Origin of the sequence: Bacillus sp. YC2, from assembly GCF_019891195.1 — a bacterium.
GTDB lineage: Bacteria > Bacillota > Bacilli > Bacillales > Bacillaceae > Bacillus.
This window is the reverse complement of the sequence record NZ_JAHXDO010000005.1, coordinates 95,923-118,593: the sequence shown is the minus strand read 5'-3', so window position 1 is coordinate 118,593 and position 22,671 is coordinate 95,923. Positions and strand designations below refer to the sequence as shown.

General features: G+C 43.0%; 26 protein-coding genes, 2 pseudogenes and 1 other annotated feature (1 of these 29 only partly in view). Of the genes and pseudogenes, 13 read left to right on the top strand and 15 right to left on the bottom strand.

The genetic code is table 11. The features are described from left to right. Position 1: 1 nt before the first annotated feature. Entirely contained in the window at positions 2-1,147 is a 1,146-nt protein-coding gene (locus tag KY305_RS10420; protein ID WP_223062455.1) for a cysteine desulfurase family protein, read from the bottom strand. 192 nt (positions 1,148-1,339) lie between these two features. On the opposite strand from KY305_RS10420, the gene brnQ reads away from it, so the two are divergent. Beyond that, a complete protein-coding gene (gene brnQ / locus KY305_RS10415; protein WP_223062454.1) occupies positions 1,340-2,680 on the top strand; it encodes a branched-chain amino acid transport system II carrier protein in 1,341 nt (446 codons plus the stop codon). 110 nt (positions 2,681-2,790) lie between these two features. Here the strand turns inward: brnQ and ezrA are convergent, their stop codons facing one another. Further along, positions 2,791-4,482: a septation ring formation regulator EzrA gene (gene ezrA, locus KY305_RS10410; protein WP_223062453.1), complete on the bottom strand. Its 1,692-nt coding sequence runs from the start codon at positions 4,480-4,482 to the stop codon at positions 2,791-2,793. A gap of 196 nt (positions 4,483-4,678) precedes the next feature. On the opposite strand from ezrA, the gene hisJ reads away from it, so the two are divergent. Next, positions 4,679-5,491 (top strand): histidinol-phosphatase HisJ, encoded by an 813-nt coding sequence (gene hisJ, locus KY305_RS10405; protein ID WP_223062452.1) that lies wholly within the window; start codon positions 4,679-4,681, stop codon positions 5,489-5,491. Here hisJ and refZ read toward each other — a convergent pair. Next, entirely contained in the window at positions 5,481-6,104 is a 624-nt protein-coding gene (gene refZ, locus KY305_RS10400) for a forespore capture DNA-binding protein RefZ (RefSeq protein WP_223062451.1), read from the bottom strand. The genes hisJ and refZ overlap by 11 nt on opposite strands. A 126-nt stretch (positions 6,105-6,230) precedes the next feature. Here refZ and KY305_RS10395 point away from each other — a divergent pair, with 126 nt between their 5' ends. Then, a complete protein-coding gene (locus KY305_RS10395; RefSeq protein ID WP_223062450.1) occupies positions 6,231-6,713 on the top strand; it encodes a GAF domain-containing protein in 483 nt (160 codons plus the stop codon). Between the two features lie 38 nt (positions 6,714-6,751). On the opposite strand, the gene KY305_RS10390 is transcribed toward KY305_RS10395, so the two are convergent. After that, the gene (locus KY305_RS10390; protein ID WP_223062449.1) at positions 6,752-8,494 is read right to left on the bottom strand and encodes a sensor domain-containing diguanylate cyclase; all 1,743 of its coding nucleotides are present in this window, start codon (positions 8,492-8,494) and stop codon (positions 6,752-6,754) included. A 291-nt stretch (positions 8,495-8,785) separates the two neighbouring features. On the opposite strand from KY305_RS10390, the gene rpsD reads away from it, so the two are divergent. Then, positions 8,786-9,388, top strand: a complete 603-nt coding sequence (rpsD, locus tag KY305_RS10385; RefSeq protein ID WP_214803979.1) for a 30S ribosomal protein S4 — start codon at positions 8,786-8,788, stop codon at positions 9,386-9,388. 375 nt (positions 9,389-9,763) lie between these two features. Here the strand turns inward: rpsD and KY305_RS10380 are convergent, their stop codons facing one another. Next, positions 9,764-10,486 (bottom strand): NPP1 family protein, encoded by a 723-nt coding sequence (locus KY305_RS10380; protein ID WP_223062448.1) that lies wholly within the window; start codon positions 10,484-10,486, stop codon positions 9,764-9,766. 206 nt (positions 10,487-10,692) lie between these two features. Here KY305_RS10380 and KY305_RS20475 point away from each other — a divergent pair, with 206 nt between their 5' ends. The 3 genes and pseudogenes from KY305_RS20475 to KY305_RS20465 form a co-directional block, all read left to right on the top strand. Then, positions 10,693-10,971, top strand: a complete 279-nt coding sequence (locus KY305_RS20475) for a hypothetical protein (protein WP_262417693.1) — start codon at positions 10,693-10,695, stop codon at positions 10,969-10,971. Further along, entirely contained in the window at positions 10,916-11,035 is a 120-nt protein-coding gene (locus KY305_RS20470; protein ID WP_483862204.1) for a hypothetical protein, read from the top strand. Before KY305_RS20475 ends, KY305_RS20470 begins: the two co-directional genes overlap by 56 nt. A 1-nt stretch (position 11,036) precedes the next feature. Further along, positions 11,037-11,221, top strand: a pseudogene (locus KY305_RS20465) (IS3 family transposase); the annotation flags it as partial. A gap of 89 nt (positions 11,222-11,310) precedes the next feature. Here the strand turns inward: KY305_RS20465 and hmpA are convergent. The 3 genes from hmpA to KY305_RS10360 all read right to left on the bottom strand — a co-directional run bounded on the left by hmpA (position 11,311) and on the right by KY305_RS10360 (position 13,808). Then, positions 11,311-12,501, bottom strand: a complete 1,191-nt coding sequence (gene hmpA / locus KY305_RS10370) for an NO-inducible flavohemoprotein (protein WP_223062446.1) — start codon at positions 12,499-12,501, stop codon at positions 11,311-11,313. A gap of 612 nt (positions 12,502-13,113) precedes the next feature. Continuing rightward, entirely contained in the window at positions 13,114-13,485 is a 372-nt protein-coding gene (locus tag KY305_RS10365) for a YrdB family protein (RefSeq protein WP_223062610.1), read from the bottom strand. Between the two features lie 44 nt (positions 13,486-13,529). Beyond that, the gene (locus tag KY305_RS10360; protein WP_223062445.1) at positions 13,530-13,808 is read right to left on the bottom strand and encodes a putative quinol monooxygenase; all 279 of its coding nucleotides are present in this window, start codon (positions 13,806-13,808) and stop codon (positions 13,530-13,532) included. A gap of 411 nt (positions 13,809-14,219) precedes the next feature. Between KY305_RS10360 and KY305_RS10355 the strand changes: the two genes are divergently transcribed. After that, the gene (locus KY305_RS10355) at positions 14,220-14,495 is read left to right on the top strand and encodes a hypothetical protein (protein WP_223062444.1); all 276 of its coding nucleotides are present in this window, start codon (positions 14,220-14,222) and stop codon (positions 14,493-14,495) included. Between the two features lie 420 nt (positions 14,496-14,915). Then, positions 14,916-15,044, top strand: a complete 129-nt coding sequence (locus tag KY305_RS19985) for a hypothetical protein (RefSeq protein WP_262417720.1) — start codon at positions 14,916-14,918, stop codon at positions 15,042-15,044. 61 nt (positions 15,045-15,105) lie between these two features. Here the strand turns inward: KY305_RS19985 and KY305_RS10350 are convergent, their stop codons facing one another. Then, on the bottom strand, positions 15,106-15,909 hold the full coding sequence (locus KY305_RS10350; protein WP_223062443.1) for an SGNH/GDSL hydrolase family protein: 804 nt from the start codon (positions 15,907-15,909) through the stop codon (positions 15,106-15,108). 253 nt (positions 15,910-16,162) lie between these two features. Here KY305_RS10350 and KY305_RS10345 point away from each other — a divergent pair, with 253 nt between their 5' ends. Next, complete coding sequence (locus KY305_RS10345; protein WP_223062442.1) at positions 16,163-16,351, top strand: hypothetical protein; 189 nt, start codon at positions 16,163-16,165, stop codon at positions 16,349-16,351. 36 nt (positions 16,352-16,387) lie between these two features. Here KY305_RS10345 and KY305_RS20345 read toward each other — a convergent pair. From KY305_RS20345 to KY305_RS10330, 4 genes and pseudogenes are all read right to left on the bottom strand, one after another. After that, positions 16,388-16,462, bottom strand: a pseudogene (locus KY305_RS20345) (hypothetical protein); the annotation flags it as partial. Positions 16,463-16,738: 276 nt separating this feature from the next. Further along, positions 16,739-17,287: a GNAT family N-acetyltransferase gene (locus KY305_RS10340; RefSeq protein WP_316252443.1), complete on the bottom strand. Its 549-nt coding sequence runs from the start codon at positions 17,285-17,287 to the stop codon at positions 16,739-16,741. Between the two features lie 264 nt (positions 17,288-17,551). Next, positions 17,552-17,878 (bottom strand): hypothetical protein, encoded by a 327-nt coding sequence (locus KY305_RS10335; protein WP_214803974.1) that lies wholly within the window; start codon positions 17,876-17,878, stop codon positions 17,552-17,554. A 111-nt stretch (positions 17,879-17,989) separates the two neighbouring features. Then, the gene (locus tag KY305_RS10330; protein ID WP_223062441.1) at positions 17,990-18,862 is read right to left on the bottom strand and encodes a cation diffusion facilitator family transporter; all 873 of its coding nucleotides are present in this window, start codon (positions 18,860-18,862) and stop codon (positions 17,990-17,992) included. 228 nt (positions 18,863-19,090) lie between these two features. Here KY305_RS10330 and KY305_RS10325 point away from each other — a divergent pair, with 228 nt between their 5' ends. The 3 genes from KY305_RS10325 to KY305_RS10315 all read left to right on the top strand — a co-directional run bounded on the left by KY305_RS10325 (position 19,091) and on the right by KY305_RS10315 (position 21,021). Then, positions 19,091-19,897: a TrmB family transcriptional regulator gene (locus KY305_RS10325; RefSeq protein WP_223062440.1), complete on the top strand. Its 807-nt coding sequence runs from the start codon at positions 19,091-19,093 to the stop codon at positions 19,895-19,897. Between the two features lie 72 nt (positions 19,898-19,969). Continuing rightward, the gene (locus tag KY305_RS10320) at positions 19,970-20,701 is read left to right on the top strand and encodes an AzlC family ABC transporter permease (RefSeq protein WP_223062439.1); all 732 of its coding nucleotides are present in this window, start codon (positions 19,970-19,972) and stop codon (positions 20,699-20,701) included. Then, positions 20,698-21,021, top strand: a complete 324-nt coding sequence (locus KY305_RS10315) for an AzlD domain-containing protein (protein WP_223062438.1) — start codon at positions 20,698-20,700, stop codon at positions 21,019-21,021. Before KY305_RS10320 ends, KY305_RS10315 begins: the two co-directional genes overlap by 4 nt. A 67-nt stretch (positions 21,022-21,088) precedes the next feature. Here the strand turns inward: KY305_RS10315 and sr7p are convergent, their stop codons facing one another. After that, entirely contained in the window at positions 21,089-21,214 is a 126-nt protein-coding gene (gene sr7p / locus KY305_RS19980; protein ID WP_262417719.1) for a small protein SR7P, read from the bottom strand. Between the two features lie 124 nt (positions 21,215-21,338). Next, complete coding sequence (gene tyrS, locus KY305_RS10310) at positions 21,339-22,604, bottom strand: tyrosine--tRNA ligase (RefSeq protein ID WP_223062437.1); 1,266 nt, start codon at positions 22,602-22,604, stop codon at positions 21,339-21,341. A gap of 47 nt (positions 22,605-22,651) precedes the next feature. Then, positions 22,652-22,671 (bottom strand) — a binding site (T-box leader); it runs 213 nt beyond the window's last position.

Below are 22,671 nucleotides of genomic sequence, written 5' to 3'. Positions count from 1 at the left end.
GCTACCTCATCATTTTTTTTAGTTTTTGAACAGCCGGTACAAGCGCGTTCATAAACGGCTCTGCGACCTCTGCTGTCTGGCTGAAATTCAGGCTGGCTCTGATGCTGCTTGACGCAATCTGTTCGCCCTTATTCATTTGCAAAAGCACGCGGCTCGGTTTATGCTCTCTCGCTGAACAGGCCGCGGTTGTAGAAACATAAATGCCCTTCTCCTCAAGCATGTGCAGGAGAACTTCGGCCTTCACACCCGGAACGGAGAAGTTAATAATGTGGGGCGCGCTGTTTTCGGCGGGAGTGTTGATCACAACTCCTTCCGTTTCGCTCAGCCTTTTGATCAGCACCTTCTTAGCCTCCTCCATGGAAGAAAGCCGCTCTGCCATCTCACGGGCAGAAAGGTTTACGGCTTTTGCAAGAGAAACGGCGCCTGCTGTGTGTTCTGTACCGGCCCGAATGCCTTTTTGCTGCGAGCCGCCCGTTATAAGCGGATTCAGGCGGGTTCCCTTTTTGACCAAGAGCGCTCCCGTCCCTTTTAAGCCATGAAATTTATGCCCTGAGATGGCGCAAAGGTCAATGCCCGCTTCCTCTATTGAAAGGGGGACTTTATGAATCCCCTGCACATGGTCGACATGAAACAGAATATCCCGGTGCTGTTTAAGGAGATCGCCTGTTTCCTTTACCGGCTGGATGGAACCGACCTCATTGTTGACATGCATCATACTGACCATGATTGTATCCGGCCTGATGGCTTCTTTTACATCCTGAACGGACACAAAGCCGTCTTGATTGACGGGGAGATATGTGACCTCAAAGCCAAACAGCTCTGTCAGCTGATCAAGCGTCTCAGTCACTGACGGATGTTCAACGGCTGTAGCAATGATATGCCTGCCCTTCTTCATATTCGCCCAAGCAGCTCCCTTTAAAGCGGCGTTATTCGCTTCAGTGGCGCCTGATGTAAATACAATATCATAATTTTTCAAACGTAAGGTTTTTTTTATTTGCTGCGCTGCCGCTTCAAGAAGCTGTTCCGTCTCAGTTCCTAACCGATGCAGGGACGACGGATTGCCGAAATAACGGCTGCTTGTCTGTTTATATACTTCTAAAACGTCTTCATACGGCTCGGTCGTTGAGCTGTTATCTAAATATATCATTTTTTTAACTCCTTTATGAAAACGGTACATCGTATGATATTTATGTTACCATAACAAAAATGAATATAATTTCGCAATAAAACGAGTATTGACTTCTATCCACTTTGCCATATAATAAGTAATGTTCGTTTTGTTATATTATCTGACAATTAATTGACAGAATATTTCAACATAGTATTTAGGAGGACTTTTATGAAACACTCACTACCTGTCAAAGATACCGTTATTATCGGTTTCATGCTGTTCGCACTTTTTTTCGGAGCAGGAAATATGATATATCCGCCAGAGCTTGGACAAGCGGCCGGTTCTAACGTATGGAAAGCGATGGGCGGTTTTTTACTGACCGGCGTAGGTCTCCCTCTTCTGGGGATTATCGCCATCGCCTTAACCGGCAAGGATGCCAAAGGGCTTGCTGATAAAGCCCATCCGGTATTCGGAACTGTTTTTACCGTTGTATTGTACTTATCAATCGGACCGCTTTTTGCGATCCCGCGGACAGGAACGGTTTCATATGAAATCGGCGCACTTCCTTTCCTTACCGGTGTTCCTGAAAGATTATCTTTATTTATTTTCACACTGATATTTTTTGCCATTACGTATTATTTAGCACTCAATCCGTCCAAAGTAGTGGACAGAGTCGGAAAAATCCTCACTCCGATTAAATTCGGAATCATTTTAATCATTGTCGTTAAAGCTATCGTGACTCCGATGGGAGGGCTTGGAGCCGTACATTCATCCTATTCGGGAACACCGGTTTTCAAAGGATTTCTAGAGGGCTATAAAACCATGGACGCACTCGCTTCGATCGTATTCGGCGTTGTTGCGGTCAACGCGGTAAAAAGCAGAGGCGTCACACAGCGGAAAGCGCTGGCAGCCGCATGTATTAAAGCGGGGCTTATTGCAGCAGCCGGTTTAACATTCATTTATTTATCATTGGCTTACTTGGGCGCAACGAGCACAGACGCTGTCGGGCCGCTTGGAGAAGGAGCAAAGATTTTATCAGCATCATCTAATTACTTGTTCGGTTCATTAGGCAACATTGTACTCGGCGCAGCAATCACGGTTGCGTGTTTAACCACAAGCATCGGGCTTGTCACATCTTGCGGCGAATATTTTTCAAAACTGATTCCCGCTTTATCATACAAAATGGTGGTTACCATTGTCACTCTGTTCAGTCTGGCGATTTCTAACTTCGGGCTTGCTGAGATCATTGCATTCTCAGTTCCCATCTTATCAGCGATTTACCCGCTGGCGATTGTCATTATTGTCCTTTCTTTTATTGATAAAATATTTAAGGAAAGACGGGAAGTCTATATTGCTTGCCTGATCGGAACGGGTTTATTCAGTATTTTAGACGGCCTAAAGGCTGCCGGAATCCCGCTTGGGTCATTGAATTCGTTTTTGAATGACAATCTTCCGCTCTACAGCATGGGGATCGGCTGGGTTCTCCCGGGGATTGCAGGAGCCGTTATCGGTTATATCATCACGTTTTTCATCAGCCCGCCCATTGAGCTGAATAAAGCAAATTCATAACGGGCTTAGCGCCTGCGGCTTGAATCCATTTCAGCCGCAGGCGTTTTTTATGTTAAAAGATGCCGTAAAAAAACTGCACCTCTGATTCAATCAGGGTGCAGTTTGTCTCGTTATGATGCAGATTGATCGGCTTTAATGCTTTTCACCGCGCCGGGAGCCGCTTTTTCAACAGCTTCGGCAGCAATCTCATATGCTTCATTGTAGCTGTATGTGTAAAAAAGCCGTTCCGCTTCTTTCAGCTGTTCTGATAATATGTGATTCTGGCTTCGGAAACGATTGCCGAACTGGATGATTCGTTCAATGAGTTTTACCTGAATCACAAGTTCTTCCGCTTCCTTGCTGACCTCAGTGACGATGTTTTCCGCCTGCTCCAGATGTCTGCCGGCTTCCTCCATATTTAACGGAAGCTCTTGCAGCTGGTTTATGGTTTCTTCTATGTGATGATGTGCCGTCTCCAGCTTGTCTTTCACATGTTCGGGGATGCCCGGAATATTGCTTTTTTGCAGCATCCTTGACGTGTCAGAAATGATTTTCCGCAGCCGCGTGAGCGTCTCTCTTGCCTGCAGCTCCTCTTTCCTGAGCGCCTGAAGATTTTGGCGGTATTCGGCATGTTCTTTCTGAACCTCTTCCATTTGCTTCTCTATAGATTCAACTTCTTCTATTAACAGGGAGTAAGCGACATGCTCCCCGTCCAGCTTTTCTCTCGCCTGCTCAAGGAGCCGGCCGATTGTTTCCATACGCTTTTCAAACGCATTTTGTTTGCTGAGCTCTCCCGCTGTCAGCTGATAGCTTTCCTTAACAAGCTCCGTTTCAGCTTTGGTGCGGTCCTTTTCTTCCTCCAGCTTCTCATATGCAATGACCAGCTCCGGCATTTTGCTTAATACCGACTGCCCGGCCTCTACTTCGCCTTCAAGCTGTTCATACATGGACTGGATCGTTTCATCAATCAGCTGAAGCACGGACGATGCTTCATCGACGTCCAGCTCCTCTAAAAGCGCGTTCTCCGCCCGTTTTAATTGATTTGACAGTGTATCCAGTTCTTTTTCAATTTGAATATGCTCCAGTTTGTAGCCTTTTTCCGTCATTTCACGGTAGCCGTCTTTCAGCTTGGCAATTTGGTTCGGCACGGTCTGCTTACAGTCCGCGAGCAATTTCGGAACGTCATTTATGTATGTTTGAAGCTGATCGAGCCTGCGGTCCTGTTCAAGCAGCACTTTTCTCGCCGCAATATAATTTCCGCCTTCCGTCTCTTCTTCGAACTGTTTTATTCCGCTCCAAATCTCGTCCAAATCTGTCTCAAGGCTGTTATAAAGCTCTCCGTAGAGATGGCTGTATGCCAAAAGGTTTTTCCGCGCTTTTGAATACTGCTCGCGCACCTGTTCGATCTCTCCGCGGCTTTTTTCCTCGCTTGTCACAAGGTCGCTGATCTCGCGAAGAATGCCTTCTATATTCGTTTCGGCCGCGGTCAGGAGATCATCAATATGGACAAGGACCTGGTTCGCTTTTTTAAAACGGTATTTGTCCGCGTTCTCCTCGGCATCGTAAAGGAGCTCTTCAACTTTCGGCAAATGGGCTGTGACAATTTCATCCCACTCATCGCGCCATCTTTCAAAGAACTCTTCCGTCTGCCCGGTCATTTTTAGATGTTTAATCTTGGACATTTCTTCCACAATCGAACGGTTTAAAATTTCAATTTTCCATGACTCCAGCCGGTCAATTTCCGTATAGATTTTTTTCCTGAAAAAGTAGCCCGCCGCAAACAGAACGAGCAGTATAATCAATAACCCAATGACTAACTCCATAATGAGCCCCCTTGTTGTTCAACCTAATCTGTCAGGGTGTTTTATGTATTCAGAAAGATTTCAATATATGTATTGAGAAAATCTGTCGTTTTCATTGTTATTATGATACCATGTAACCAACATTTTTTGACCAGAAATCAAAAACTTTTTGCATAATTTCGGCAGGATTCTGCAATTTTTAAACGGAGTGACATAAATGGAAAAACGAGACGCGCATATTCACACGCCATTTTGCCCTCACGGCTCGAAGGACGAGCTGGCACAATATGTTGAAAAAGCGATCGAAAAGGGCTTTGACTCCATCACATTTACAGAGCACGCCCCGCTCCCTCCGTCTTTTCAAGATCCTGTGCCGCTTCAGGACAGCGCGATGGATTCAAGGCAGCTTGAAGCCTATTTAGATCGGCTTTCGCAATTAAAAAAGGAGTATAAAGGGCAAATCAGCATTCTTACCGGGCTTGAAACAGACTACATCACGGGTTATGAAGAGGAAACCGCGGCATTTCTTGACACATACGGCCCCTCTCTTGATGACAGCATTTTATCCGTCCATTTCCTGAAGGCGGGCCCGGCCTATTTATGCCTCGATTATGATAAGCATACATTTAAAGAACTGATTACGCGCTTTGGAAGCACAGAAGCCGTGTATGAACAATACTATCAAGCCGTTTATTCCTCAATTGTAACACCGCTTGGCCCCTATAAGCCAAAACGGGTCGGCCATATTACGCTTGTTAAAAAATTTGTGCGCCTTTTCCCTTACCGCATGACACCGCATATAAAGAATCTCGTGTCCCGCTGCCTTGACGCTGTGAAAGAACACGGAATGGAGCTTGATTTTAATACATCAGGTCTCAGAAAAAAATTTGCCGGGGAAGCGTACATGGAAGATTGGATGGCGGATCAGGCGAAGCAAAAAAAAATCCCGCTCATATTCGGGTCGGACGCCCATCAAGCGGAAGATGTCGGCTATTCATATGAGACTTACAGAAGCACGGTTAATTCATAAGCGCCGCATCGTTTTGATGGAACACGCTTTTGATCCAAATTGTCACTTCTTCAAAATACCTTTTATAAAAATACGGCTCGTGCGGCTGCATATAGAGCACCTCCGTAATATATTGCGGCTGAAGATACGGCATCATCAGAAGAGATTTTAACTGCAGGATGAAATGCGGCACGGGCAGCGTCAGCCGTTCATGGCGTTTTTGCCCTTCCTCGATCATCAGCTGCAAAATATATTTTTCTTTCATTAGATAAGTAGACATAATTTCCCTGATGAGCGTGGAATCAATCGTCACTTCCCGGTAAACAAACCGCGTTAATTGACGGTTGTCGTGCTGATAGGATAAAATATCGAAAATCACCCGCAGGATGCGCTCCTGTGTGTTTTCGCCGATCATACTGTCTGCGGCTTTTTCAAGCGTCTTGCTGTAGCCTTCGTAAAACTCGGAAACTAAATATTCCATTAAGCCGCCTTTCCCTTTAAAATAGTAGGAGATGTGCGCTACATTTACATCAGCTGACTTTGCGATTTCACGGACGGACGTGCCAGAAAAGCCTTTTTGGTTAAAAAGCAGGACAGCAGCATTAATAATTTTGTCTTTGGTGCTTACTTTCATACGGCTCACCCCTTTATTACTTAACAATTCAAGCAGAAGGGCCCCGTTCCTGTAAGAACTTCTCGACAAATGCCGGCAGAACGGCCGGAACTTTGTTTTATATTATAGAAAAAGTGAGGGTTTTCCATGTTTCATGTCGAAAAACAATCCGGAGATAAAGAAAAAAGTTATCAGCTTCTGCTTAAACAGCTCGAAGCCATGACAGAAGACGAAACTGATGCGATCGCAAATTATGCAAACGCATCTGCGCTTATATACCATTCGTTATCAGAAGTTAATTGGGCTGGATTTTATTTCGCCAAAGAAGGCGAGCTTGTGTTAGGACCGTTTCAGGGCCTTCCCGCTTGCGTGCGTATCCCGTTCGGAAAAGGCGTATGCGGGACTGCCTTCTCAGAAGGCGCCGTACAGCGGATTGCCGATGTGCACGCATTCCCGGGCCATATCGCCTGTGATGCTGCATCCCAGTCTGAAATCGTGCTCCCGATCCGCGTAGACGGTGAAGTTATCGGCGTACTGGACATTGACAGCCCCGTCAAAAACCGCTTTGATGAGACGGATGAAGCCTATTTAGCACAGTTTGTCGAAACGCTTGAAAAAAGATTAGGATAAAAAAAGGAGTTCGGCCATCAGGCCGACTCCTTTTTTTGTCAGGGTGCTGTTTTATGGACGATCAGGCGGTTTTTGCCGGTCCGCTTGGCGGTGTAGAGCGCTTCATCCGCATGCTTGACCAGCATTTTTAACGGCATCGGCTCGGTCTTTGTCCAGCAGGAAACGCCGCATGAAATCGTCACCCGGGGCTCCGTATTTTCCCGCACGGCGCGGACGAGCCGCTTAGCGATGCGTTCTCCGGATGCCACATTGACATTCGGCAAATAGATGGCCAGCTCCTCGCCTCCCCAGCGCGCGGCGACATCATGTTCCCTGATATGGTATTTCATGACGGAGGCTACTTGAATTAATATAGAATCCCCCGTCTGATGCCCGTATGTATCATTAATGCTTTTGAAATTATCAATATCAACGAGAATCAAAACACCCCGTTTATTAATTTTCATGCTGTATTGGATTTTCTCATCCAAGTATATTCTTGAATACAGCTCCGTCAGCTGGTCCGTCTGCACAAGATGCTCAAGCCGGTCACGCAGCATTGAATTCGTCACAGCCAATGTGGCGTGATGCATAAGCGCTTGAAACAGCTTGTACATTTCAAACGTAAAAGCATACAATTCCTTTTTCAGCAAAATGGCGAATCCGAACACGGCATCGTTTTCTATCATCGGCACTGCCATCAGCGATCCATAGCCGTCTTCGCCGAACAAAGCTCTGCCATTGCCGATAAACACACCTTTTTCTCCTTCAAAGAGCTTGTCTTTTACTGCATTGATGTACTTGTCTGCACAATCCGTCTCAAAAAAAGCCGTATGTCCCGGCAGGCGGTTTTGCGCTTCAAAATGATCAATATGAAAAAAAGCCACTTCTTCTGCGTGAAACGTTTGAGTCATAATGGCGGCGAGCTCCCGCATCGTATCCGTCAGCCTGAGCCGCTGATTAAGCTGGCGCGATGTTTCATTAATCAGTTCCAGGTTCGCAATGCTTTTTTTCGACTGCTCGTAAAGCTGCGCATTCTCAAATGCTTTTCCCGCGGCGCTTGCAAGCAGCAGCATTTCACTCAGGTGGCTGCATGATAGCACGGCCTCCTGCATTCCTTCAGCCTTCAGAACCCCGTATGTCCCCTGCTGGCCTTTGATCGGCAAATATGCGGATGTTTTCCCCTTCCTCTGCATTCTGCCGGACAAATAAACCTTCAGGGCATACGGATCCGCATCCTTTCCTTCCATATGCAGTTCTTTTGCGAGAAGCTGTCTGTCCGTATCCTGATCCTGTGAGATGAACAGTAAAAAACGGAAGGACTGAAAAGCCGCGCTCAAGCTCGCCTGCAGTTTTTCAAGCACTTCATTTTGATCCAGCAGAGAATGGAACATTTCTGTCATCCTGTGAATTTTCCGCTGATGCTTTGTCTTCTCAAACAGGCTGCTCTGCCTCACAGATTGATTGATAAACTGGGTAATAAGCTCAGGCATGCACTCAGGAATCGCCAGTCCGCTTTCCGAACAAAGAAAAAAACATCTGCCGGACGTTTGATTTTTTATGATAAATGATGTGTCACTCTCTTTTAGCGGAGCATAATTCGGTTCATCTTCTGATTTTATGGTGAAATGGGATGATTCAGCCGGTGAAAGGGTCAATGAAAGAGATGCAAAGCAGGATTCAAGAGCTGAGGCCAGCCATAACAGCGAGTCGGACAGTGAGACGGATTCAGATTTCGTTAAGAAGAACGTCAGCATCTTCTGTTGAAAGGCCGTCACTTGATCGGTTGTTTGTTTTTTCATTTTTTATCACCTAAACATGTACTGCTCATTTTTGTTCATTATATCATAAACCTTTACTCTTCATGGAGAAATGGTTGACGGCAGGAAAGAAAAATCATATAATGTTCTTTGTGTGAAATATTGCAGCCTTTTTGTTCAGCTTCTGTGTTTTCATTTTGTTCCTTAGCGGTAAGGTGTATCGTGTAACTCTCTGCTGCTGGAGCGAGGATACATGAAAACAAAATGAGCACGGTCGAATAGAGCAGACGGTTTTTATTTTCCACAAAAATAAAACCAAAGGAGGAGTCAATTATGGCTCGCTATACAGGTCCATCTTGGAAACTGTCACGCCGTTTAGGAATCTCTCTAAGCGGAACAGGTAAAGAATTAGAAAAACGCCCTTACGCACCAGGTCCACACGGTCCGGGACAACGTAAAAAACTATCAGAATACGGTTTGCAATTGCAAGAAAAGCAAAAACTTCGTCACATGTACGGTGTAAACGAACGTCAATTCCGCACATTGTTTGACAAAGCTGCAAAAATGACTGGTAAACACGGCGAAAACTTCATGATTCTTTTAGATTCACGCCTTGATAACGTTGTGTACAAGCTAGGTCTTGCGCGCACTCGCCGTCAAGCACGCCAATTGGTAAACCACGGTCACATTCTTGTTGACGGAAGCCGCGTTGACATCCCGTCTTACCAAGTAAAACCTGGTCAAACAATCGGTGTTCGCGAAAAATCAAGTAACCTTTCTATCATTAAAGAATCTGTAGAAGTAAACAACTTCGTTCCTGAGTACCTTACTTTCGACGCTGAAAAGCTTGAAGGTACATTCACTCGTCTTCCAGAGCGTTCTGAACTTGCTCCGGAAATTAACGAAGCGCTTATCGTTGAGTTCTACTCTCGTTAATTAAAATGCTCTTTAAAGAGCATTGAATTAAACCCTCGAAACGTTGTTATATCAACATTTCGAGGGTTTTTCTTTTGTGTTCTGATATGTATTTTCCCCTATATAATTGGGGGAGATTTAAAAATGATGGACAGACGCTCCCTCCCTTTGCAATAATATCTCTTATTGACTCACCAACAAAAAGGTGACGTATATCTCTTTTTATAGAAACACGTATAGAAAAAAGACTAGAAATTGAATTGAGTCCTCTATTAAGAGGTCTTTAGTTTCGCCTTAGCATGAGGCCGTAAATGCAGTCTAGAGTTAAGCAGAAAAAAGAGCCCTTTTTTGAGTAAGGACTCTTCTCTCAATACCCAGATAAAAAAAGTTGATTTTTTATTTAAACCAAGCTTTCTTTAAATTGTTGGTAAAGTTACTATCATTAAACGGAACATTTGCTTTGCCGAAATCTGTTGTATTTAATGCATTCCTTGCGGCAGGAGTTAAATCATCCCAGCCGATTAACGGTTGAGTTCCACCTACAACACGATCGCTCATCATCAATTCGTGGTTAAGCGGCCACGTGCTGTCATAGGCAATCAAAGGATGAGCGCCATCTTTCATGTTGCTTCCGCTTGGTGCTACATTTGTGAATTTTCCGTGTCCAGAATATGCAATTGATAAAACTTTTGGATTTTGATTTGCCGGATTATCAACCCATACAACGATTCCTTCCCAGTCATGTCTGTGACCTAAACTTGGAGAGGCTTCATCTTTAGGAAAATACCAAGAATACATAATTGCCCAAACCCCATTGTACCATGCAGACCGCGAATATACTTGTCCAGTATTTTTACTGCAATGTCCTTCAGACGCTCCAGTAGGGTGTAAACCTCCGCTCGTATTGCCTTGAGCATCTACTGCGGGAAAAGGCACACAGCCGCTATAAACCTTTAAATATGGTTGAAAACGTTTCGCCGCTTTTTGAGAAACAGTGGCAGGTGCCACCTCTTTAAAACCGACAACCTTGTCATGATCGATTACTGCTGCATTTGCTGTTGAAACAATGCTGATAGAAGTGAATACAGATAAAAACAGAGCCAAGAAAAATTTATTCATTACTTCAACCCTTTCAAAATTTAGATAATTATTAATTACCACAAATTTTAAATATCATCAATATAAAAATTACATATTTAACATATTTTGTTACAAAAGTATTATTTCATTTTTTCTCATGTCTCAATTTTAGTAAATAATACTCACTTCAAAAACGTTTATAAACACAAAAAAAGCCCTATCCATTAAGGGACTGACCCCATTAAATGAAATGGTATAAAGCAAGCGAAATCCACCGTTTTGAACAGCCGGCGGGCAAGTATTATTCCTTCGGAGAAGGGCCTGAATGTAAAAGTGAAACAGAGAAACTGAAGGCGGAAAACAGGTATTTGAAACAGCAGATTGAAGAAGTACGAAGAATGGAGAGGAATGATCTCGGAAAAAGCCGTAAAACTCATCCGTCAGGACGACATATGCCGGCATCTTGGTATTTCGAGATCCGTCTATTATCGCTGGAGGAGGAAGAGCCGGGAAGAAACAGCTAAGCAGGAAATCGGAACGTTGTGCCAAGATCATAAGTTCCGATACTGCCGGAAGGGTGCATCCTGACAGTGACCAGGGGTCTGTTTACACATCTTAAGCGTGTCAGCAGGCGTCAAAGAAAAAGGCATTATCATGAGCATGTCCCGTAAAGGAACACCCGCTGATAATGCCTCCATCGAATCGTTTCATTCCTCGCAAAAATCTGAAACGTTCTATCTCGACGAGTTGGAGAGCACTGCGACGGCCATCGCAGTGCCACTGTCGAAACCTATATTCACTACCGGTCATATATGCTTAAAGGGGTTTTGACCGCCCGGAAATCGAGTGCTGAATGTAAACAATCATGCCATGCTCAACTGAGGTTCAAATAATTCGTAATGAATTGAGTCAGGTACGGCATTTAATTCAGAAATCAGTTTCTGCATTTGTTTAATAAAAGACGGTGACCCGCACAGATAATAATCAGCATCTTGATTTGCGATCACTTCTTTTAAAAACTGTTTGTTAATCTGCCCTTCACGGAAACGAACATTACTTGAACGGTCTTTCTCGGATGGCTCACTATAAATAAAGACAGATTCAATTGATGAATGTTCTGCAGCTTCCTCTACTTCATGCCGCAAAGCATGATATTCACTATTCTTAGCAGCATGGATAAAAAGAATGTTTCGTTGCGGCTGTTTCTTAACAGCTGTTTTTAATAAGCTTATCATTGGCGTAATACCGACCCCGGCACTAATAAGAACTAAATCTTTTTCAGAAGACGAATCCAAAATAAAATCTCCGGCTGGCGCACTAATTTCTATTGAATCTTTCTCATTTAATTGATCATGCAAATATGAGGAAACGATCCCCTCTTTTTTAACTGAAATACGGTAATATTCCTTACCGGAAATATCTGATAAGCTATACTGACGAATATGGGTATAACCTGATTCCGGGATAAAAATTTTCACGCTGATATATTGCCCTGCTTCAAACTCGGGCAGAGGTTGTCCATCTTTCGGCTTTAAATAAAAAGATGTAATTTCTTTACTTTCCTGAACCTTTTTCTCAATGTTGAACGCCTTATATCCTTTCCATCCTCCTTTTTGTTTTTCTGCTTGTTCATACATTTCCTTTTCAATTCCGATAAAAGCATTTGCGATGACGCCGTATGCCTCTTCCCATGCCTGCATAATGTCAGGAGTTGCAGCATCCTTTAAAACATCCTTAATGGCAATTAATAAATATTTCCCCACAATTGGATAATGTTCAGGTTTAATTCCAATACTTCTGTGTTTATGACTAATTTGTTTCACAACAGGAATAATATTTTCCAGACGGTCAATATTAGCAGCGGCTGCAATCACAGCATTTGCTAAAGCAGTACGCTGCGTTTTTTTCTTTTGATTTGTTTGATTAAATATGTTCAAAAGCTCAGGGTGATTTTGAAACAACAGGTCATAAAAACGTCCTGTAATTTCTTCCCCGTGTTTTTCTAATACCGGTACGGTGCTTTTAATAATTTCAATTGTTTTTTCTTTCAGCATCCTGTTTACCCCCTAAAGATGTATCTTATATACATCTTTAAATTAACTCTTTTTCCGAACAAAAGATATATTTAAAATGAATCTTTAAAAGAATTGACACAACTTTGTTAATTAAATGGTATTTTCAACTCTTTTTTATAAAATCCCCTCGATAACAAGAGGCTAATCGACCCAATTTAAGCCTTCAAAAAGAGAAATTTACAGATGATATCAGGATAAAAGCAACAAATAAACAAATAATAAAATTCGTTTAGTGATCCCTTTAGACCGCCCGATTTCACAGTTGTGACACTCTAAACAGATCATTTCACGCTTATCTTGATCAAATGCTCCCACAACGTAATGGTGAACCGTGTCCCTCGGCTCCGGCATTCACAACGCAAATAGCCGTCCCTGAACAGAACGGCTTTTCTTACTCGCTTCCAGCGTGCAGTATTATAGATTTTGTTTCATTCGTCTCGTTGTCTTGCCTATCTTATTCCTGATTCTGTTTAACCGAATAGACCGCACATGATATAAAGCGTAATAAACCATGACGCTGCCGCCGTACCGGATGCAGTTTGAAAGCACATAAAAAAGCACCCTGATAAAGAGTGCTGAATTTGTAATGCTTTATTGGTGTAAAAGCCATTTTATCCGCTCATGTGAAGCAATGTAGTGCAGCATGATAAGACAAAAAAAGATGAAGCTGGCTGTTTTTAAATGACTAAAATACAGCGCAGCAACAGCCGCTGCGAAAATCAATAACTCAATAATCAATCTAGTCATCCCGTTTACAGCTATTACAGTTTGACCGCTTCGGCTTGGATCATCGGGAACTGCAAACACGGACCAGATAACCATTACCGCAATTGGCAGAACTAAAGTTAAAACAAATCTAATATAACCATTGAAGTGAGTCCAAGCAAATAACCCTAAAACGATCAGTGCCGCGACTTCAAGTGAGAATCTTAAAAGCAAATTAATTTGATTCAATGTTTTCAGCTCCTGCTGTATAAAAAGAAACCCGCAGCATGATTTAGTTTTTTTTAATTCACATTACTTTTAACTAACCATTCTACTTCCGTTAATTTTTGTTTTTGAACATTTTTTGTGTGAGGTTTGGTGAAATGGGCTTTAACAGCTTCTTCGTTCTCCCAAATCTCCCAAAGCATTATTTTTCTTTCTGATGGTTCAAGAGGATAAGCATGGAATGTAATACATCCTTCTTCTTTGTTAGTTGCTTCTTCAAGCTTTTTGAATTCCCCCATTATTTCATTAAGGCCCTTATCACTAATAATTTTCAAGCATGCAGTTATGTAATGCATCGAATCCCCCCTCTTTCAAATCAGTTCTATCTTTTCATTATAACGTTTCTTTGAACCACTTCAGTCATTTGCAGAATTTGTCGAACGAAAGCAGTCCTTCATAAGGGTGACGGACTTCATACAAAAAACCCCCCTTTGGTGACCTGTGTTACTTAACCCGCTCTCTAATATTATCGGTTACAAAACTTTATAAAGCTTGTAAACCTTTTGACTTTCTTTGAGAGATTATCCCCAGTTTTTCTCCGTTATCAATCCACGGCTGTAAAAATCGATATATTACAAGTTTTCCTTTAATCTCAATTGACTGCCTTCTTTTCGTGTTCACAAAACATCAACATAAATTTACATGGACAAATTTAACAACATATGTAATAATACAACTGTATTAAAAAAGAAAAAGGAGTGTTTAAAATGAACTTCAAAAAAGTGTTAACTGGTTCCGCCCTGTCTCTGGCATTACTTGTTTCTGCTGCTCCTGCTTTTGCTGCCGGTCCTGCTAATTCATCCATCACATCAACACAAGGAGAAGCTTCTGCACAATTGATTAAAGATTCTTTCACTCAAGATTTTGTTTACAGATCAAATATCCCAAACGTAACGATTAAAAACGGATATAAGTATTATCTTAAATCTGTAGAAGTTGTAGAAGGGTTTTATCGAGCGACTTATGAAGGTTGGATCGACTAAAGAAGGGGCTTCCCCCTTCTTTATTTGCAGACAAGACATCAGTATCCGCTTGCTGAGCATTGAATTAACCCCAGATCCCTTATGAGAGCAGGAGAGCTGGGGTTTCTTTTTTATCGGCTATGTTTCTTGCTGAAGCAGATTTATAATAAAAAAAGACTCATAGAGCAGGCTCTTATTCACTTCAGCGAAATATAAACTCCTGTTTGATTACGATCAAATGAACTTGGCATGAATCTTGATCTGAAGTGACCTCCACCTATGCGGCTGCTATAAGAATGATTTATCCGGCCAGTCACTTCCCCCCGGATAAAAAGTAAACAAAACACGATCGCTTAGACCTATTCTCCCCTTCATACAACATAAGTAAAATATATAAAGAGCTTGCGCTTTGGCTTTCCATTACATGAAGGGGGTCTGCTTGTGTGGATCATTATTTTGCTGCTAATTATTTTAATCGGTTTTACCGGAAATATTGTATCGCTTTTGAGAGCGCAAAGACATACCAATCAAAGAATCATTGAGCTTTTAGAAGAGAAGAAAAATAAGTGACCTCCGGCAATGGGGGCTTTTTTTATTCCGGTTTTTGTCAATAAATTATTCATTCATCCTCTCACCCGTAATAGTAAAAATAGTTTCTGCAGATTTCCTGAAAAATGATTTGGTGCCCTATTTCGTTCGGGTGAAGGCCTTCTGACATGCACATTTTGCGGAATGCCGGATTATAAGGGTCAATTAAATCTGTATAAAACAGGTCAGCATACGGCACGGAAAGCAGCGTACAGGCTTCTTTTTGGGCATCCACATAGTCGGCCAGCGTCAGCCCTAATTTATTTTTATCGGTATCGCGCCGGACAATCTTTCCCTCTGAGATTTTCGCCTGCCTCGTAGCGGTCACGACAATGATGCTGCACCCTTTGTTTCTGCTGCGCAGCTGCTGAATGACTTGGCAGAACCCTCCGTAAAATGTGGTAATATCCTTTTCGTCTTTACCAATGCCGATATGGTTGCACCAATCGTCATCCGTTCCCTGCACAATAATGACTTCATTGCCGGACGTCTTAAGCGCCTGCTGATAGATGTTATTTTTTCCGTTGTTGCTCATATTGACGCCGCTGACAGAAAGATTCGTAATCTCGGCCTTTGTCCGGTCTTTCAGAATATCAGCGAAGCCGTATTGTGCGCGCAGGCCCCGGGCGACGCTATCACCCAGAATAGCGATTTTCTTAGCGTTTCGGAGCCCGCTTTTTTGGATAAAGTCAATGCTTATATGCCCGCTGTCTGTAATATGTAAAAGCTGGCTGCTGATATTTTGTGCATGGGCTGTTTCTGCGGAGAAGTGATTAATGGCTTCCTCTGTTTTTTCAAAGTTCGTGTTGAGCGGTTCTTCTGGTACATTTTTATTCAGATGAAACATAACATCATCCTTTCGTTTCTATGATCCGGCATAACCGGTCATTTATTTGGCCCTGAAATCAAAAACGGACACCAAACAAACAGCGCAATGTTGTAAGTTCAGTGTCCGCAGGCTTTCCTGCTTGGAGTTTCTTGGAAGTTCTTTCTTTATTCAATTATAGCAGATACCGTTCCTTATTCGCATCCGTTAAACATAGGAGATTCCATGTTTAGCATTTAAAACAGCGTTTGCGTGAAGAACGTTTTGTACGTTTATGGCTGCGAGAGCGGCGTGTGCGTCTCGTACGTCTGAAACTGCGAGAGCGGCGTGTGCGTCTCGAGCGTCTGAAGCTGCGGGAGCGGCGTGTGCGCCTCGTACGTCTGAAGCTGCGAGAACGGCGTGTGCGTCTCGTACGTCTGAAGCTGCGAGAACGGCAAGAACGATGGTGCTTGCGCTTTTTTGAACGGCCCGAACTTTTTCGGGAAACCGGTTCTTGGTGTAAATAATCTCCTAAACCTTCTCTATGAGCAACAGCAACTCCCTGTTGAATATCGTTATGAGAAATACAGTTCATTACTTTCACCTCCTAGAGAAAAAGGAATTGTTTCCCTTTTCTCCTAACATAACGTATGAATCCACCCCCTCAGATGTATAAGCTACTTGCTGATTTCAAAAAAAATAAGTCATCTATATTAAGAGTCACAAGGATATCCACCCTAAGTTTTACTATATTTCAAAGAAATGTTGGTTCAAACCCGTTTGAAGATGTTGACTTGTGTTACCATAAGGAGCGTTAAATTTCGCCGCAAAAAAAGAGACCCTCTTTGATGGGCCTCTTTTTAGGAATGTATTAAAATATCAAATACCAATACAGCGCAGCTTCATTTGCATGTTTTTTTATCCCTTTATACAGGCAAAAGTCAAAACCGCCAATCTTAAAACCGCAGCTCTCATAAAATTGACAAGCCTTTACGTTTACATTTTGTGTTTCCAGCATGATGCCCGGCATCTTATGTTCCTTTGCCCATTGTATGACCTGTTCTACTAATGTCCTGCCGATTCCTTGGCGCCTGTGCTTGATATCGACTTTCATATCTTCAATATACGCATATTCATTCCAGTTGCGTTTTACCGTAACATACCCCGCAAGCTGATCGTCTATATACGCTGCATAAACCGCCTGATCCGGGTGATCAATATATGCCGAGAAGTCGGACGATTCTTCAAGCTGTTCGTCGTCCTTATAGCTTTTTATATAGCCGGGTATATTTTCAACCGTATAGTGAATTTTATTTTTATCCATAGAGAGGACGAGAATCGAATCTGCTGTAAACCTGTCATCAATTTCAATCAGCTGATCCTGATCCTCCTTTGTCATCTTCCTTATGGTCAGCTCCACGTATACTCTCCTCCTTGGAATATGGCTTGATTTTCAATTTGTGCTTGAAAATTTTTATGATTGAAAACTCCTTCTAACTTATGTTCCTCCGCATGCCTGAAACTCCTCGATATGAATAGTCCGGATTTTCTTAAGAGAGGCCGAACGTAATTTCATAACGGGGTTGATAACTTCTGTTTTCCTCTTATCTATCGTTCACCTCAAATAAAGTCAGCCTGACATCATGTCAACCGCGAATAAAAAACACCTCTGAGGGTGCTTTTATCAGTAAATCTTAATGATTTCTTTCAATTTATTTATTAAATAGTTGTTGTACTGGCTTTTTTTATAATAATTATGCAGCTCTTGATTGTATTTCTTTTCAAGCTCGTTTGCTTCTTCGGCCAAATCATCGTAATAAAAATGGGCCTTAAAGCCGTCTCTTTCCTCTGCTGCATACTCATTTGCTATCAGTTCCAGCATTTCTTTACGTGAATTTTTTTGTAAAAATTCCTTTTGAACCGCCTCGAATTTTTTTCGCAATCGTTCATTGCTTTCTTCAATTTCAGCAATCCATTTTTTAAACGTTTCGATTGATTCTGCAGCTTTCACTGCCTTTCACCCCCTGCCTTTATTATGAGTGAAAGGAAGTTGGCCAGGGAACGGTTTGCACATTTTGTCGAACGATTAAACACCGGAAACGGCGGTCCGGCGACACCGCTTTTATTTTTTCCTTTCGCTTTCTGGCTCAGGATGAATCAGCACTTGAGCATTTTTAAATTCATTTGTGATTTCCTTTTCGATACGGTCGCATAAGCCGTGCACCTCTTCTATAGTAAAATGAGATGATACGACTAAGTGGAAATCGATATACTCCTGCGGCCCTGAGCGCCTTGTACGAAAATCGTGTATTTCAATATATTCGCGCTTGAAGGAGGTAATAATCTTTAAAATTGTCTCCTCCTCCTCGCCGGATAAACGAGTGTCCATCAGCGGAGGGAATGCTTCTTTCATTAATTTAAAGGCTTCAAGCATGATGTAAGCCGCAAGCACCAGGCCTATGACCGGGTCAAGTATGTACCACTCCGTTAAAGCAACAAACAGAAGGCTTACTGCAACGCCTAACGATGTGTACACGTCCGTCAGTAAATGCAGGGCATTTGATTTCATGGCCACGGAGTTGACCTTTCGGGCTTCTTTTCCCACCATTTTCGATACGACAAAATTAATGACCGCCCCTGCAAGCATCACAATGATCCCCAATACAGGCAGGTGAACAGGCTCCGGGTTCACCAATTTCTGCACGCATTCATAAATCATCCAAATACCCGCCGCAAAAATTAAAATCGTCTCAATGGTCCCGGATATATTTTCCACTTTTCCATGCCCGTACGGATGCCCGGAATCAGCAGGCTTTTTAGAAATCCTCACAGAAATAAAGGCGATAAAGGCAGCTATTAAATCTAAAAAAGAATGGATGGCCTCAGAAAGAATCGCCACCGAACCGGTTAATATTCCGACGGCTATTTTAAGCAATACGACCAAAGAATTGCTTACCACTGATAAAAAGGCAATTTTAGAGGTGTTTTCCACCATGATCCTCCTCTTCTGTTTCCATGAACATATCGTATCAAACCTTATTTGTGTGGGTCTACAGCAACGTTTTTCACAACAGCCATACATGTAACTCGCCCTAAAATATGTTGGAAAGCAACAAAAAATAGGCTTCCATCCATTCTGAAAGACCCTATAACACGGTCCCATTGACAAAAATAACCGCTTACATTATAGTGGTTTAATGAATAACCACTACGGAGGTTTTTTATGGAGGATGTACTGAAAGAATTACAGAAATTCGGTTTTTCTCAATATGAATGCAAGGCATATATCGGTTTATTAAAACATTCACCTATTACAGGTTATGAGATAAGTAAACGGTCCGGCGTCCCTCGCTCAATGATTTATGAGGTATTAGGAAAGCTGGTTGATAAAGGCGCTGTCCATATCGTGCCTTCTGATCCGGTTACATACGCTCCGTTAGCGGGAAGGGAATTAATTGACCGGCTGCGGCACGATTTCGAGAGCTCCTTCGGCTATCTTGAGGAAAAACTATTGGCGCTTGAAAGCGAACAGGAAATGAACGTCATCCGCCGCATCAGCACCAATGACCATGTAATCAATGAAATGAAAGATATGATTGAAAAGGCAGAAGAAGAGCTGTGGCTGTCCGTTTGGGAGCAGCAGGTTCCTTTTATTCAAGAAGCCATTAACAAACGCGTCGCAGAAGAATTGCCCGTCTTTTCGATTGTATTCGGCCCTCCGGAGATGAAGATCGGGCTTACGACACATCATAATATGTCTCCTGAAGTGGCTGAAAAACGCATGGGCGGGCGGTTAACAATTGCCGCCCGCGATAATAAAGAAGTATTGATCGCTAATTTTTCTCCTCAGACAAATGCGTGGGCCATCAAATCAGAAGATCCCGCCCTCGTTCTCGTCGCCATGGAATACATGAGGCACGATCTCATGTTTGCGGAGCTTGTGAAAGAGGTTGGCGCTGAAAAGGTAGAAGGGCTGATGAAACAAAATCATTCCTTATTTCATGTAGTAACTGGAAATCGGTTCATTTAATGTGAACCGTATTTTCTTTGATTTTTTCATTAGTAGTTATCATTATAATCTCTAAAAAAAGGAGCTTACACAATGATTAACACGGAAGTTCAAAAAACGGTTTCACAGGAAATCAATGATGATACTTTTTTACAAGGGGTGAAGGATTGTGTTCCTACATTGCTCGGCTATATGAGCATCGGCTTTGCTTTCGGCATTGTAGGAGTTTCCTCTCACCTTAGTATTTTGGAAATCTCTTTATTATCCTTGTGTGTATATGCCGGGGCTGCTCAATTTATTATTTGCTCGCTCCTTGTGTCCGGGAGCCCGATTTCAGCCATTATTTTAACGACGTTTATCGTCAATTTGCGTCATCTTTTACTGAGTCTGACCCTCGCGCCGTATTTTACGAAGTACTCTTTAACGAAAAACATCGGGTTCGGCATTTTACTCACAGACGAATCATTCGGGGTGGCGATTAACAGGCTGGCTAAAAACGGCAAGCTTTATGACAAGTGGATGAACGGCCTTAATCTTACAGCTTATCTGTGCTGGGTGATCTCTTGCGTGCTGGGGGGGCTGCTCGGGCAGTGGATCTCCAATCCTGAAGCGCTCGGTTTAGACTTCGCATTGCCTGCCATGTTTGCGGCGCTGTTGGTGCTGCAAATACAGACGGCCGCATCAGAAAAGCTGAAGCACAATCTTTCTTTGATTGTCTGCATGGTGATTTTTATGATCTTATTATCCTATGTTGTTCCGTCACATGTCGCTGTTATCGTCTCAACCGTGATCGTCGCAACTATCGGGGTGGTGACGGATAAATGAGCATCAGTATGCAAATGATCTGGATTATACTTGGCTGCATGATTGTTACGATCGTGCCTCGCATTCTGCCGTTTATATTTGTGCGGAACATCCAAATGCCGGAGCTGGCATTAAAATGGCTTTCTTTTATTCCGCTTTGCATCCTTACCGCCTTGGTAACCGAAGGCATGATCGTGAAAACAAATCACGCTTTGGCCTTTGATTGGAAATCAATCATTGTTCTTATCCCGACATTGCTATGTGCGATGTGGACGAAAAGCTTATCGGTCACTGTGATAACAGGGGTTGTGCTTATGGCCGCCGTCAGACTGATATGGTGATGGAATATATTCAATAAGCCCCCATTTCGTTAAATGGGGGCTTATTCTTTAAACGCTTACATACAGGTTATGACGTCGTCTCTTCCTCTTTTTGCTCCGATTCATCTGCAGGGGTGTCGGCCGTATTGTTTTGCTGCTTTTCCCAATAATCCCTTTGCAATCTTTCTTTAGCGATGGTGCACATGAAATTCACGGCGCAGCGCTCCTTCCCGATATTTGTTTATGTTTATACCGTGTAATGTACTCATTTCCCGAAACGGTATTCACAAAACATAAAAAACAGCCTGCCGCGGAAAACGGCAAGGCTGCTGTTCGTTTTAGTAAGTGATCAGGAAGTATTTTTTCTTTCCGCGGCGCAGAACGGTAAATTGATCTTCGATGCGGTCCTCTGCAGAAAGAATATGGCCGATATCTGTTTGGCGCTCGCCATTAATGTAAACGGCTCCGTTTTGAATGTCTTCGCGGGCTTGCCGTTTAGAAGGCGACAATTTCGATTCTACGAGCACGTCTACTAAAGCAGATTCTTCATTGCGGTCTTTTTCAAGCGAAGGCACGTCTTTGAAACCTACCTTGACGTCTTGAGCGGACAGCTCTTTAATATTGCCGCTGAACAGCGCTTGAGAGATATGAACGGCCTGCTCCAATGCTTCACGTCCGTGAACAAGAGCCGTTACTTCTTCCGCAAGGCGTTTTTGCGCTTCCCTTTTCTCAGGAGCCGTCTCGGTTTTTTCAGCGTATTCTTCAATTTCCTCTTTTGATAAGAACGTGAAGTATTTTAAGTATTTAACGACATCGCGGTCATCTGTATTGATCCAGAATTGGTAGAACTCGTACGGCGACGTTTTTTCTTTATCAAGCCAGATCGCGCCGCCTTCCGTTTTACCGAATTTTGTACCGTCTGCTTTAGTGACGAGCGGAATGGTGAGGCCGAATGCTTTCGCCCCTTCTTCTTCCGATTTTCTGATCAGCTCGAGGCCGGCCGTGATGTTGCCCCACTGGTCACTGCCTCCGATCTGCAGCTTGCAGTTCTTTTCTCTGTACAGATTTAAGAAATCGTAAGACTGCAAAATCATGTAGCTGAATTCCGTGTAAGAAATACCGGATTCAATTCTTGAGCTGACGGTATCTTTCGCAAGCATGTAGTTGATTCCGAAGTTCTTTCCGACATCGCGAAGGAAATCAATGATGCTCATTTTTCCGATCCAATCAAAGTTGTTTGCCATTACGGCGGGGTTTTCCCCTGAATCAAAATCTAAAAATCGTGAAAGCTGATTTTTAATTTTTTGCGACCATTCTACAACGATATCCTGAGTATTTAACGTGCGTTCCGCTTTTTTTCCGCTCGGATCGCCGATCAGTCCTGTCGCGCCCCCAACAAGCGCAATCGGATGATGGCCTGCGAGCTGGAAGCGGCGCAGCGTCAAAATCGGCAAAAGATGGCCGATATGGAGGCTGTCAGCCGTCGGATCAAACCCTGAGTATAAACGCATTTTTTCTTCGTTCAGCTGTTTGTTCAGCCCTTCCTCATCTGTCATTTGCTGTATTAAGCCGCGGAAAGATAAATCTTCTAATAAGTTAGTCATTTTGTCTGCTCCTTTTTTATGAAATAAAAAACGCCCCTTCGTTTACACGAAGGGACGATATAATCGC

Coding starts and splice junctions, on each gene's coding strand:
- KY305_RS10420 (WP_223062455.1), bottom strand. CDS start 1,147: ATGATATATTTAGATAACAGCTCAACGACCGAGCCGTATGAAGACGTT.
- brnQ (WP_223062454.1), top strand. CDS start 1,340: ATGAAACACTCACTACCTGTCAAAGATACCGTTATTATCGGTTTCATG.
- ezrA (WP_223062453.1), bottom strand. CDS start 4,482: ATGGAGTTAGTCATTGGGTTATTGATTATACTGCTCGTTCTGTTTGCG.
- hisJ (WP_223062452.1), top strand. CDS start 4,679: ATGGAAAAACGAGACGCGCATATTCACACGCCATTTTGCCCTCACGGC.
- refZ (WP_223062451.1), bottom strand. CDS start 6,104: ATGAAAGTAAGCACCAAAGACAAAATTATTAATGCTGCTGTCCTGCTT.
- KY305_RS10395 (WP_223062450.1), top strand. CDS start 6,231: ATGTTTCATGTCGAAAAACAATCCGGAGATAAAGAAAAAAGTTATCAG.
- KY305_RS10390 (WP_223062449.1), bottom strand. CDS start 8,494: ATGAAAAAACAAACAACCGATCAAGTGACGGCCTTTCAACAGAAGATG.
- rpsD (WP_214803979.1), top strand. CDS start 8,786: ATGGCTCGCTATACAGGTCCATCTTGGAAACTGTCACGCCGTTTAGGA.
- KY305_RS10380 (WP_223062448.1), bottom strand. CDS start 10,486: ATGAATAAATTTTTCTTGGCTCTGTTTTTATCTGTATTCACTTCTATC.
- KY305_RS20475 (WP_262417693.1), top strand. CDS start 10,693: ATGAAATGGTATAAAGCAAGCGAAATCCACCGTTTTGAACAGCCGGCG.
- hmpA (WP_223062446.1), bottom strand. CDS start 12,501: ATGCTGAAAGAAAAAACAATTGAAATTATTAAAAGCACCGTACCGGTA.
- KY305_RS10360 (WP_223062445.1), bottom strand. CDS start 13,808: ATGCATTACATAACTGCATGCTTGAAAATTATTAGTGATAAGGGCCTT.
- KY305_RS10355 (WP_223062444.1), top strand. CDS start 14,220: ATGAACTTCAAAAAAGTGTTAACTGGTTCCGCCCTGTCTCTGGCATTA.
- KY305_RS10350 (WP_223062443.1), bottom strand. CDS start 15,909: ATGTTTCATCTGAATAAAAATGTACCAGAAGAACCGCTCAACACGAAC.
- KY305_RS10345 (WP_223062442.1), top strand. CDS start 16,163: ATGGCTGCGAGAGCGGCGTGTGCGTCTCGTACGTCTGAAACTGCGAGA.
- KY305_RS10330 (WP_223062441.1), bottom strand. CDS start 18,862: ATGGTGGAAAACACCTCTAAAATTGCCTTTTTATCAGTGGTAAGCAAT.
- KY305_RS10325 (WP_223062440.1), top strand. CDS start 19,091: ATGGAGGATGTACTGAAAGAATTACAGAAATTCGGTTTTTCTCAATAT.
- KY305_RS10320 (WP_223062439.1), top strand. CDS start 19,970: ATGATTAACACGGAAGTTCAAAAAACGGTTTCACAGGAAATCAATGAT.
- KY305_RS10315 (WP_223062438.1), top strand. CDS start 20,698: ATGAGCATCAGTATGCAAATGATCTGGATTATACTTGGCTGCATGATT.
- tyrS (WP_223062437.1), bottom strand. CDS start 22,604: ATGACTAACTTATTAGAAGATTTATCTTTCCGCGGCTTAATACAGCAA.